The organism is Anabaena sp. AL93 (assembly GCF_001672085.1).
GTDB lineage: Bacteria > Cyanobacteriota > Cyanobacteriia > Cyanobacteriales > Nostocaceae > Dolichospermum > Dolichospermum heterosporum.
On sequence record NZ_LJOU01000134.1, the window covers coordinates 1 to 11415 of the forward strand.

An 11415-nucleotide genomic window follows, 5' to 3' on the forward strand; every position below is an offset into this window, starting at 1 on the left:
CACTCCCCCTGCCCCCTGTTCCCTGTTCCCTGTTCCCTGTTCCCTAATAAGCATTAAGCTATTAATAGGAAACTATTGAAGGTAAATAAGATGATCCTGCCTGGAGCAACTGTTCGCGTCAAAAATCCCGCAGATACATATTATCGGTCTGAAGGACTTGTCCAACGAGTGAGTGATGGTAAAGTAGCTGTATTATTTGAAGGTGGTAATTGGGATAAAATAATTACTTTCCGCTTAACAGAATTAGAACCTGTTGAAACTACAGTTCCGAAAAAAGGGAAATAGTAATTTAGTCTTTAGTCATTAGTCAGTGGTTATTAGTTATTTACTAAGACTATTGACTAATGGCAATTTTAAAAAAATTCTGCAATTCCTATAAGTAATGCGACAGAATTAATTACACAAATGATTTTGCTGTTCCCTGTTCCCTGTTCCCTGCTCCCTGTTCCCTGTTCCCTGTTCCCTGTTCCCTGTTCCCTGTTCCCTGTTCCCTGTTCCTTAACTGCTTATGCGTCTACCTTTACCACAGTTTGCTATTGAAAATCGCCATTCTCATCACTTTGCAGAGATAATTGAAACGACAAGTACGGAATTTTTGGCTCAGTGTTTAGAACCAGAAGACTTGAGTTTTCCACCAATGCCACCTTTTGGGAGTTGGGTTTGCGCTGTGGACGAAGAATCTGGTAATCAAGTTTATGCTGTAGTTTATCATGCCACAACTATGCCTATTGATTCTGTACATCGGGCAGTTGCTTTGGGATTATCTTTAGAAGCTTTGCGCGAGGAACAACCCCAGATATTTTCTATGCTCAAAACTGAATTTCGAGCGGCGATTGTGGGATTTAAGGAAAAGTCTATAAATATAGGTAATAACGGCAGGGTATATCAATACTTACCACCCCGTCCACCACAAATCCACCAGGCTGTTAATCATTGTCAGGCAGAAGAAATTATTCAGTTTACGGAAGAACTAGATTTTTTACGAACATTAATTTTTATTAGTGGTGCGCCTGTAGATTCTTTAGCTGCCGCCGCTATTCGAGGAGTATACCAGTTACGAAAAACTGATCGAGAATGGTTGATTAAAGCTGGAAGACATCTGAGTATGTTACTCAAAGATGATTATGATCGGTTGCGGTTTATCTTGAGCCAAATTCACCCTTAACCATAGAGTATTACTATTTTGGAGATGTCTAATGTAAAATATGACAGTTGTATTAGATGCTGTGAATGTGATTGAGCGTTATACCTTGCCCGAAATGGGCGATTTGTGGAGTGAAACCTATAAGCTGAAAACCTGGCTAGATGTAGAGATCGCGGTTTGCGAAGCACAGGCAGAACTGGGTTATATTCCAGCAGCAGCAGTAGAGGAAATTAAGGCTAAGGCGAATTTTGACCCCAAACGGGTGCTAGAAATTGAGGCAGAAGTTCGTCATGATGTGATTGCTTTCTTGACAAATGTTAATGAATATGTAGGTGATGCAGGACGCTATATTCACTTGGGTTTAACTAGTTCTGATGTTTTGGATACTGCTTTATCGCTACAATTAGTTGCTAGTCTGGATCTGTTGTTAAAACGCCTAGAAGATGTCATTGATGCTATTCGTAAAAAAGCTACTGCACATCGCAATACGGTAATGATTGGGCGATCGCATGGTATTCACGCTGAACCTATTACCTTTGGTTTTAAGTTAGCTGGTTGGTTAGCGGAAGTGTTGCGACACCAAGAACGGTTGCAAATTCTCAAAAAAACGATCGCTGTCGGTAAAATATCAGGTGCAGTGGGGACTTACGCCAACATTGAACCCCGTGTAGAAGCGATCGCTTGTGCAAAACTCGGACTTAAACCCGATATTGCCTCTACTCAGGTAATTTCCCGTGATATTCATGCAGACTTTGTGCAACAGTTAGCATTACTGGCTGCATCCATAGAACGTTTTGCTGTAGAAATTCGTAACCTGCAAAAAACAGACGTTTTAGAAGTTGAAGAATTTTTCGCCAAAGGGCAAAAAGGCTCTAGTGCTATGCCTCACAAGCGTAATCCCATCCGTTCGGAACGATTAACAGGGATGGCACGATTGGTGAGAAGTCATGCAGGAGCAGTATTAGAAAACGTCGCTTTGTGGCACGAACGGGATATTTCCCACAGTTCTGTAGAACGGGTAGTTTTACCAGATGCTTGCATTTTGACTCATTTTATGCTGCATGAAATCACCCAACTGGTAAATAACCTGTTGGTTTATCCCGAAAATATGGCACGAAATCTTAACTGTTATGGTGGAGTCGTCTTTAGTCAAAGGGTATTATTAACCTTAATAGATAAAGGACTAAATCGAGAAGCAGCCTATACTATAGTCCAAGAAAGCGCCCATACTGCCTGGAACAAACCAGAAGGCAACTTCCGTGATTTAATCAGCACAGATCCTCGCGTCACTCAAAACTTATCCCCCGCAGAGATAGAAGCCTGTTTTGATCCACAACATCATCTCAAGCATTTAGAACAGGTTTATCAACGATTGGGTATTTAGAACTGGAATTGGGGAATTGGTGATTGGGGGTAGAAACAGCTAGATAATTTCTACCCATAACTATCCTTATCTTACTGTTTGTCTAAGTCTTCAATAAGTTGATCAACAAAATCCCTTAACCGTTGCGGCCAGTCAGGGACGGTTTTAATTTTCTCCCTTTGCCCTTTCCGACCTTTAAAACAAATTGGTTGAGCGTCTAACTCAGCTTTGAGGATTTTTTTAGCACCAAGTTTATTATTTTTCTCAAATCTCATTGACATTAACCTTAATCGTTGGTATACTTACTATAATATAACATTGAAAGGTCGAATCAATGCTTTTATCATTCAAAACTGCACTAATTCCAAATAACCGACAGATTACAGCTTTTCGCAAGGCTTCTGGAGTCGCTAGACACGCCTATAACTGGGCAAATGCTCAAGTTATAGATATTTTAGCTACTCGCAAAGAAGGCGAAAAACTTAAATTACAAAAGAAGGGAACAGGGAACAGGGAACTCTTAACTGGGAGCAAATAAGAAACACTCATTTGCACAAGTTTAAAGCTCAGTCAAAAAAAGGATGTTTTTAAAAGATGCGTAGCACGAAAAAAACAGTGTCATTATTTCAATCTCATGTTTTTAAACATGAGTTTTTCCTGTTCCCTGTTGCCCGTTCCCTGTTCCCTCTGACCATCAGCGATTGACTTGCATAAAAAGTTAGTCGCCGAGGTTAAATCTGAACACGCTTGGTATTACGAAGTTAACAAAAATGTCCCACAAAAGGCGTTAACTGACTTACGCCAAGCATGGGACCGATGCTTCAGAAAGACATCGAAACAACCCCGATTCAAGAAAAAAGGACAGCACGATTCTTTTTATTTAGAGTCAGGGACTAAGGCGAAACCGTTAATTAAAAACGATGGTAAAAGAATTAAATTACCGTCAATCGGTTGGGTACGATTAGCCATACCTTTACCAATTACCGCAACTCATAACTGTGTAATTTCCCGACAAGCTGATAAATGGTTTATTTCTGTCAAGTACGAGATTGAAAAACCTCCCATACTTGCAGATAGACCGACCATCGGCGTTGACATTGGAATCAAAGTGCGAATCGTTGGCTAGAAACCAATCCTGTAAAGGATTAGGGGGATTAGCCGCAAGGTAATGAACCTTGACAACTGAATGACCATGTAGGTGAGAGCCAGTATCCTAGAACCCTCAAATCTTACCCCGTAGGTGCAACGGTGAAAGCATCACCCCCAGGTTTGAGACTAGCTATCAACGCCTGAAGCGAGGAGAAAAGGTGTTATTACTGATAGCCTAAGTCGGTAAGCATCGAGCAAAGTACCCATGAGTAAAGCCCAGGCTTGAAGATGCGATTGAATCGTCGTTACGATGAACCAGCGAAATAAGGCTTAATGCGCTGGAGCCAAAAGGCACAGGATAAGGAGTTGGCAAGATTTGATTTGACCAACAAGCACTTCCTATAAACCCGGCGAACAGCATCACTCTAAAGGTACATAGTATGGTCATTCGGAACGAGATAACCTCTCGTATGCTCTCAGGTGGTCGAATCCCTGAGTAGGTGCTAACCGTATGCAGCGAGTAGGAGAGATTAAGTCAGAAGCGAATGTCTGGGGTAATGCCCAGAATATGCTGACAGATTTACGGTGATTTGGATGATAAAGTCCCTAGTAGTGAGTATATATGTCTAATACACAGTCTCAACAACTGATGGTGGAATGGCACTCTATTAACTGGCGCAAGCTAGAGCGTAGCGTGTATAAGCTCCAAAAGAGAATTTATCAAGCCTCTGTCCGTGGTGATGTGAAAGCATATCGCAGACTCCAAAAGACGCTGATGAGGTCATGGTCAGCAAGAGCTTTAGCGGTTCGTAGAGTTACCCAGGATAACCAGGGGAAAAAGACGGCAGGGGTAGACGGTGTTAATTCGCTGACTCCAAAGCAACGTTTAGAACTTACTGGTAACTTAAACTTGGGTTCAATAGTCAGCCCAACCAGGCGGGTATGGATTCCTAAGCCTGGAACGGAAGAGAAGCGACCTTTGGGCATACCTACAATGAAAGACCGCGCCTTGCAAGCGTTAGTCAAACTGGCACTAGAGCCAGAATGGGAAGCGCGATTTGAACCTAACTCATACGGGTTCAGAGCCGGACGTTCATGCCAAGATGCGGTAGAGGCAATATTTAGTGCAATTAGGCTCAAGCCTAAATACGTACTAGACGCAGATATTGCAAAGTGTTTCGACCGCATCGACCAGGAAGCACTGCTAATAAAATTAAATACATTCCCCACCATCCGCCGACAAATCCGGGCATGGTTAAAAGCGGGAGTGATGGACGGTAAGCAAATGTTTCCAACATCCGAGGGTACGCCACAGGGAGGTGTTATTTCTCCATTATTGGCAAATATTGCCCTCCACGGGATGGAAGAACGGATTAAACAGTATGCAGAAACCTTGCCTACCCGAAGTAGTCATGGTAAACGGGATAACCGTAGAAGCCTAAGTTTAATCCGATACGCCGATGATTTCGTGATTCTCCACGAAAACCTAACCGTTGTCCAAAGATGTAAAGAGATTATCTCTGAATGGTTAAAAGGCATGGGTTTAGAATTAAATCCCAGTAAGACGAGACTCGCCCATACTCTCACACAGTACGAGCAAGAAAAACCAGGGTTTGACTTCCTCGGTTTTACGATACAACAATTTCCACAAGGAAAGTATCACTCAAAGCAGGGATTTAAGACAATCATCACCCCAAGCAAGCAGAAGCAAAAGGTACATTACGAACAAATCGCTAGGGTTATCGAGGCTCACAAGGCAGCACCGCAGGCGGCGCTAATTAGCCGTTTAAACCCAATTATTAGGGGATGGGCTAACTACTACGCGACTGCGGTAAGTAAGGTTGCTTTCTCAGATATAGATGACCTCACGTACCAAAAGTTAAGCTCTTGGGCAAAACGCCGCCACCCCAAAAAGAACGGGGAATGGGTGTCAAAAAGGTATTGGCAATCCATAGACGGTGATAACTGGGTATTCGCAACCAGGAAGGAAGGTTTAACCCCACTTCGGTTAATAAACCATGCCGACACACCAATAGTGCGTCATGTGAAAGTCAAAGGCGAATCGTCACCATACGACGGAAATCTGGTTTACTGGAGTTCAAGAATGGGTAATAACCTAGAAATGCCAACCAGAGTATCAAAACTCCTGAAAAAGCAAAAAGGGAAATGTACCCACTGTGGAATGTTTTTCCGTGAAGACGATGTGATGGAAGTTGACCATATCATCCCGATATCGAAAGGTGGTAAGGATGAGTATAAAAATCTTCAACTTTTACACAGACATTGCCACGACATAAAGACAGCCAATGATGGCAATCCTGGCATAAAATCTGGCTGTAATAGTGCCGAGCCTAAGCCCACCAGAAAACTTGAAAAAGTCGCGGACAAATGGGTAATGAGGTATGCGTGACAAGCACCAAATCATTGAGGAGCCGTGTGAGGTGAAAGTCTCAAGCACGGTTTTGAAGACCAACGGGGTTGGCGACAACCTCGTTGAGTTTACTGAGTTAGCCGTTTGCAGTAATGGTGAAGTATTCGAGAATCCTAAAGCCTACCGCCGCATGAGTAAACGCATGAAACGCTTACAGCGTAGCGTTAGCCGAAAGGTGAAGGGGTCTAATAATCGCAAGAAAGCTGTAAGAAAATTGGCTAAATTACACGCCAAAGTTTCTAATATTCGCAAGGATTCCATACACAAATTAACCTACTATCTAGCTAAAAACCACAGCGTGATAAAGATAGAGGATTTGCACGTTAAGGCATTTTTGAAGAACCACAAATTAGCGGGTGCTATCGCCGATTGTGGGATGTATGAGTTCAAACGACAGTTAGAGTATAAAACCGAGAAGTTCGGGAGTGAATTAATCCTTGTGGATAGGTTCTTCCCTAGTTCTCAAATATGCTCTAACTGTGGGAATCATCGTCATAAAATGCCATTAAAAAACCGCGTTTATGTTTGTCCTGATTGTGGCTATAAAGCCGATAGGGACTTAAATGCAGCGCGGAACATTGACCGATGGTTTGCGGATATTTTTATCCCTGTAGCGTAGCGGTTCCTTTTAGGAACTACGGTCAGAAACGGTAAGTTCTACCGAGATTGTCTGTCGAGTGGAAAAACCTCTTAGAAGTCATTCTAAGACCACGATGAAGCAGAAAGTAAACACCAAAATTATCGCTGTCCAGATGTGTCTAGACTTTGGTAATTTTGGGTAAGTTTTATAGAACGGAAATAATTATTACCCATGACCCATGACCCATTCATTACCAATCACCACAACTAATGTAAAAGTCCGATAACGTGCAGTAAGCCTTTACCAGTGATTAATTCAATAATTAACCCAATAAAACCTAGCATGGCTATCCGACCATTCCAAACTTCTGCGCTGGTAGTGATTCCCCATTCCCACCGTTCTTGGGGATACATTTTCACCCTTTTTTTCATTTGGGTAACTTGAGAGAGTTTGAGATTAGGTTGTTGCAGGACATCAATTATCAGGTCGCATAAAGCTCTGATAAAAACTGGATTGGTGTTGGGGGCAGGAACTCGTCCGAAGTTGTGTATTCCTGCTTGTTCAGCTATTTCTCTATATTCAATATCAATTTCTTGTAGTGTTTCGATGTGTTCAGAAACAAAACTAATGGGGACAACTACCAAATCTTTCACACCTTTAACACCGAGTTCGTTTAGTGCATCTTCTGTGTAGGGTTGTAGCCATTCTACCGGACCAACACGACTTTGATAGGCGAGGGTGTGGGGATTGGGACGATTGAGAGTTTGCATAATTAAGGTTGTGCATTCCTCAATTTCTACTTGGTAGGGATCTCCTGCTTCCTCTACATAACTTTTAGGCACACCATGTGCGCTAAAAAAGATATGCACGTCATCAGGATGTGAAAATTTATCAATTTCGCCAAGTATGAGTTCTGCCATTGCTTGTAGATAACCTGGTTCTTTGTACCAAGAGGCAATGACTGTATATTCAAGACTTTGGAGTTTGGGGTTTTCTTTCCATAGTTGTTCTAATAACCGGAAACTAGAACCGCTGGTGCTGATGGAAAATTGGGGATAAAGTGGGAGAATTACTAACTTATCAATGTGATCTTGGGTAAGTTGGGCGATCGCTTCCTCTGTATAAGGATGCCAATAACGCATTCCCACATAGATATTAGCTTCTTGTCCTAATTCACCTAACTTCGCCTTGATAGCTTCTCCTTGTTCTTCTGTAATCCGTCGTAAGGGAGAACCGCCGCCAATTTGCTTATAATTTTCTTGAGATGTTTTTTCTCGGCGTGTAGCAATAAACCAAGCCAGAGGTTTTTGCATCCAGCGAAACGGTAAACGGATAATTTCGGGATCTGAAAACAGATTATACAAAAAAGGTCCTACATCGTCTAGTTTATCAGGACCACCAAGATTAAGTAATAATACCCCTATACGACCCATAGCAGTTACTTTCCCCCAATCCTTACAGATTTTTCACTAATGTTAACAATATATCTTTATTAAATATAAAGCTTTATCGGCAGGAAAAATACAATGGCAACAATTTTTAGAGATTTAAGTTATAGATACCAATGGCTATATGATGGCATCTCTCGGTTAGCGGCTGTGACTGTGGGTGGTGAACCCCGGTTTCGTCAACTGGCTTTACAAAATTTAAACCTACAATCAGATACTCAGATTTTAGATTTATGTTGTGGTAGTGGTCAAGTAACCAGATTTTTAGTAAATTTTTCGGAAAACGTCACCGGTTTGGATGCTTCTCCATTGTCTATAAAACGATGCCAGAAAAATGTGCCAAATGCCACTTATATAAAAGCATTTGCTGAGGATATGCCTTTTGCAGATAATTTGTTTGATGTGGTACATACTAGCGCAGCTTTACACGAAATGCAGCCAGAACAACTCCGAAAAATCATTCAAGAGGTTTATCGGGTATTAAAACCGGGAGGAGTTTTCACTTTGGTGGATTTTCACCCCCCAACAAATCCGATATTTTGGCCGGGGTTGGCGATATTTTTCTGGTTGTTTGAAACCCAGACGGCTTGGGAATTGTTGAAAACAGATTTACCTAGTTTGTTAGGAGATTATGGTTTTGATGTGGGTAAACCTAGTTTATATGCTGGTGGAAGTTTGCAGGTAATTCAGTCCAGAAAAATTGTTGAATAGGAGTAGGGGCGCAGGGCCTGCGCCCAGTCAGTCCCTGCGCCCAGTCAGAGACTAGGAACGAGGTGTGGTAGGGATTTGAGCTTAAGTTGATACCATTAGGTAGGGGCAAACCCCCTGTGGTTGCCCCGAATAACGAACCAACAAAAAGTTCTAAGTAATTTGTTCTGTTTGTGTTTCTACCTTTTGACCAATTTTTGGTTCTGTACCCGCAATTAATCGCTCAATATTACTGCGGTGACGGATAATTACATATAAACCGCCAGTCAAACCAAGAAGAATGTAGGCTAAAGGTTGGTGGAAAATTACCATTAAAATAGAAACTGCGATCGCTCCACAAATGGAACTTAAAGATACAATTCTAGAAATGGCAATGACTACTGCAAATACTCCTAATGTTGATAATCCAATTTGCCAATTTATAGCTAGTAAAATTCCCACACCACTAGCTACAGATTTACCACCAGTAAAGCCGAGAAAGACTGATTTACTATGTCCTAAAAGGGCGGCTAAACCAGCTAATGTGACTAAATAAGGTTGCCAAATTCCGGGATTTACAGTTGGTGGAATTAAGTTTTGACTATAAGCAATGTTAAATAAGGCATAACCTAAATTTATGGCTAATACTCCTTTTAAAGCATCAATTAATAACACAAATGCCCCTGGGACTTTACCCAAAGTTCTCAAAACATTAGTTGCACCTGTTGAACCAGAACCAACTTCCCGAATATCAATTCCTTTTAATAGCTTACCTGCTAGATATCCAGTGGGGAAAGAACCCAATAGGTAAGCTAATAAAACCACCACTCCACACAAACTTAACCAAAGAAACATAAATTTGTCAGTTGTCAGTTGTCAGTTGTTAGTTGTTAGTTGTCAGTTGTCAGTTGTCAGTTGTCAGTTGTCAGTTGTCAGTTGTTAGTTGTTAGTTGTCAGTTGTTTTACCAATGACCAATCACCAATCACCAATGACCAATGACCAATCACCAATCACCAATGACCAATGACCAATCACCAATCACCAATCACCAATCACCAATCACCAATCACCAATGACTAATTAAAAATCATCGTTAAAATCCCGATCTTTCATGGTTTTTGGGTCAGGGGCAAAAGCTAACCAGAGAGGGAATTGTAGTAATGTTAAACTAATTTGTTCCTCAGAATCATCAATGATAATTAAAGGCATTTGATTGGCTTTAACTAATCTCTCGGCTTTTTGGGCTAAAGCTGTCGGTGCTTCAAATAATACCACTCCTCTGTCGGGTCCAAAATCGGAACGACCGATACCTAAACAATCTTGTAAACCGCGTCGCCATTCACCTAAACGTTCTGGAGTGTTTGCTAAAATTAGGGTTCGCACGCGATAGCTTCGCTCGCCGGAGGCATCGCCATATAATTGATGTAATATCGAAATTGCCGATGAAGCAATTAAAATATTCTGTAAGCGGCTACCCATTGTCCGTAAAGCACCCCGTCCACCTAAGGTAAATAACCAATTTGAGATTTTTTCTGCATGAATTGGTTCAAAGGTGCGGCGTAATTGCCAGGGCTGTCCATAATAGTCTGGCTGGTTGCGGTATTGGTCAAGTAAGCGCCGGATTTTTTTAGTGGTATCCTGAAACTGCTGTTGACCAAGTTGTGGCATTTCCGATAGCGATAGCGTGGCGTTAGCCATTTGTTCTTGCACAGCTTTAGCTTCTTTCGGCGCTGGCTTTTCCCGTTCTTGTGCAGGTTTTACCAGTTGCATTTGTTCTGCTGCTGATGCCAAATCCTGTAAACTACCTGTGAGATAGTCTTTAAAACCTTGTACCCGAATTGCTATATCTTGAGATGTCCCTGCAAAGGTTGTCCGCATTTCATTACGAATTCGTTCTTGACGACGTTCAAGTTGTTCGACAGAAATTTGTAAGGCTTGTTTGCGTTGTTCTAACTGTGATAATGACTCTTGGACAACTTGCGAGAGTGCGGTTTGAGTTACACTAATTTGCGTCCGCAGGGTGGCATAAGTAGTTTCCAATTGAGCAATTTCTGCACTAAGGTCTGATGACTTTTGCTGTAATTGGGCTAATCTTTGTTTCGCTTGTATATATAGTGAATCTTCTGCTTCTAGTTCTGTTGTTTCTGACGTTGCCAATTCACCAGATGCTTTAGTTTCTAATTGTAAATCGGTGGACGGTTTTTCTGGTAGTTCATCTGTAGGGGGTTGCACTTCTATTTGTTCTAACCACTCATTTATGGGTTCTGGAGTTGGAGATTCTTCTGGGTTCATAAACGACTATATAAATTTTCCATGATACAAAAAATATCTTTCTTGAAATATCCAATTAACTAGAGACAAAATCTAATCAATGCTTGACACTCCCCGGTCTAAAGACGCGGGGATTCTTAATCGAATAATTGTCAAGACAACTGCTCGAATAATATCCGCTTTTCAGGTATTACCTTAGATGTACGGTTCTTGCCCTGATCCTGTTTGCCATTACTGGCAGAATCATCTCTGACAAGCGTAACTTTCCCGCAGTCCGCAGGTAGGTTTTTAATGTCTTTGCTGACAAATTTTAAATTAGCTCTTCGTAAAATTGTCCGGGAGGCTTGAGTATCAGCATGGTCAATATGACCGCAGTTTTCACAAATGAACTTTTCGCCATC

At 41.6% G+C, this 11415-nt stretch carries 12 protein-coding genes and 1 pseudogene; 8 read left to right on the top strand and 5 right to left on the bottom strand.

Annotated features, from left to right (window positions below; all coding sequences use genetic code 11):
• Positions 1-90: 90 nt before the first annotated feature.
• The 3 genes from AN486_RS24345 (at position 91) to purB (ending at position 2528) form a co-directional block, all read left to right on the top strand.
• The gene (locus AN486_RS24345) at positions 91-285 is read left to right on the top strand and encodes an NAD(P)H dehydrogenase subunit NdhS (RefSeq protein WP_027402660.1); all 195 of its coding nucleotides are present in this window, start codon (positions 91-93) and stop codon (positions 283-285) included.
• Positions 286-508: 223 nt separating this feature from the next.
• The gene (locus AN486_RS24350) at positions 509-1165 is read left to right on the top strand and encodes a hypothetical protein (protein ID WP_027402661.1); all 657 of its coding nucleotides are present in this window, start codon (positions 509-511) and stop codon (positions 1163-1165) included.
• A 67-nt stretch (positions 1166-1232) separates the two neighbouring features.
• A complete protein-coding gene (gene purB, locus AN486_RS24355) occupies positions 1233-2528 on the top strand; it encodes an adenylosuccinate lyase (RefSeq protein WP_039203429.1) in 1296 nt (431 codons plus the stop codon).
• 71 nt (positions 2529-2599) lie between these two features.
• Here purB and AN486_RS24360 read toward each other — a convergent pair whose 3' ends face one another.
• On the bottom strand, positions 2600-2788 hold the full coding sequence (locus AN486_RS24360) for a hypothetical protein (protein ID WP_306459806.1): 189 nt from the start codon (positions 2786-2788) through the stop codon (positions 2600-2602).
• 53 nt (positions 2789-2841) lie between these two features.
• Here AN486_RS24360 and AN486_RS24365 point away from each other — a divergent pair, with 53 nt between their 5' ends.
• The 4 genes from AN486_RS24365 (at position 2842) to AN486_RS24380 (ending at position 6646) form a co-directional block, all read left to right on the top strand.
• The gene (locus AN486_RS24365) at positions 2842-3045 is read left to right on the top strand and encodes a helix-turn-helix domain-containing protein (RefSeq protein ID WP_290602837.1); all 204 of its coding nucleotides are present in this window, start codon (positions 2842-2844) and stop codon (positions 3043-3045) included.
• A 168-nt stretch (positions 3046-3213) separates the two neighbouring features.
• Positions 3214-3633 carry a hypothetical protein gene (locus AN486_RS24370; RefSeq protein WP_234413181.1) on the top strand — a complete coding sequence of 140 codons (420 nt, stop codon included), beginning with the start codon at positions 3214-3216 and terminating at the stop codon, positions 3631-3633.
• A gap of 585 nt (positions 3634-4218) precedes the next feature.
• Complete coding sequence (gene ltrA / locus AN486_RS24375; RefSeq protein WP_053537704.1) at positions 4219-6006, top strand: group II intron reverse transcriptase/maturase; 1788 nt, start codon at positions 4219-4221, stop codon at positions 6004-6006.
• Positions 6007-6037: 31 nt separating this feature from the next.
• Positions 6038-6646 (top strand): RNA-guided endonuclease TnpB family protein, encoded by a 609-nt coding sequence (locus AN486_RS24380; protein ID WP_290602838.1) that lies wholly within the window; start codon positions 6038-6040, stop codon positions 6644-6646.
• 227 nt (positions 6647-6873) lie between these two features.
• On the opposite strand, the gene hemH is transcribed toward AN486_RS24380, so the two are convergent.
• Positions 6874-8040, bottom strand: a complete 1167-nt coding sequence (gene hemH / locus AN486_RS24385) for a ferrochelatase (RefSeq protein ID WP_290602839.1) — start codon at positions 8038-8040, stop codon at positions 6874-6876.
• Positions 8041-8133: 93 nt separating this feature from the next.
• Between hemH and AN486_RS24390 the strand changes: the two genes are divergently transcribed.
• On the top strand, positions 8134-8766 hold the full coding sequence (locus tag AN486_RS24390; protein ID WP_290602840.1) for a class I SAM-dependent methyltransferase: 633 nt from the start codon (positions 8134-8136) through the stop codon (positions 8764-8766).
• 150 nt (positions 8767-8916) lie between these two features.
• On the opposite strand, the gene plsY is transcribed toward AN486_RS24390, so the two are convergent.
• The 3 genes and pseudogenes from plsY to AN486_RS24405 form a co-directional block, all read right to left on the bottom strand.
• Positions 8917-9597: a glycerol-3-phosphate 1-O-acyltransferase PlsY gene (gene plsY, locus AN486_RS24395; RefSeq protein WP_053538011.1), complete on the bottom strand. Its 681-nt coding sequence runs from the start codon at positions 9595-9597 to the stop codon at positions 8917-8919.
• Between the two features lie 226 nt (positions 9598-9823).
• A complete protein-coding gene (locus tag AN486_RS24400) occupies positions 9824-11035 on the bottom strand; it encodes a DUF3086 domain-containing protein (RefSeq protein ID WP_053538010.1) in 1212 nt (403 codons plus the stop codon).
• Positions 11036-11166: 131 nt separating this feature from the next.
• Positions 11167-11415 (bottom strand): annotated as a pseudogene (locus tag AN486_RS24405) (hypothetical protein); the annotation flags it as partial.

Coding starts and splice junctions, on each gene's coding strand:
- AN486_RS24360 (WP_306459806.1), bottom strand. CDS start 2,788: ATGTCAATGAGATTTGAGAAAAATAATAAACTTGGTGCTAAAAAAATC.
- AN486_RS24400 (WP_053538010.1), bottom strand. CDS start 11,035: ATGAACCCAGAAGAATCTCCAACTCCAGAACCCATAAATGAGTGGTTA.
- AN486_RS24390 (WP_290602840.1), top strand. CDS start 8,134: ATGGCAACAATTTTTAGAGATTTAAGTTATAGATACCAATGGCTATAT.
- hemH (WP_290602839.1), bottom strand. CDS start 8,040: ATGGGTCGTATAGGGGTATTATTACTTAATCTTGGTGGTCCTGATAAA.
- ltrA (WP_053537704.1), top strand. CDS start 4,219: ATGTCTAATACACAGTCTCAACAACTGATGGTGGAATGGCACTCTATT.
- AN486_RS24345 (WP_027402660.1), top strand. CDS start 91: ATGATCCTGCCTGGAGCAACTGTTCGCGTCAAAAATCCCGCAGATACA.
- plsY (WP_053538011.1), bottom strand. CDS start 9,597: ATGTTTCTTTGGTTAAGTTTGTGTGGAGTGGTGGTTTTATTAGCTTAC.
- AN486_RS24365 (WP_290602837.1), top strand. CDS start 2,842: ATGCTTTTATCATTCAAAACTGCACTAATTCCAAATAACCGACAGATT.
- AN486_RS24350 (WP_027402661.1), top strand. CDS start 509: ATGCGTCTACCTTTACCACAGTTTGCTATTGAAAATCGCCATTCTCAT.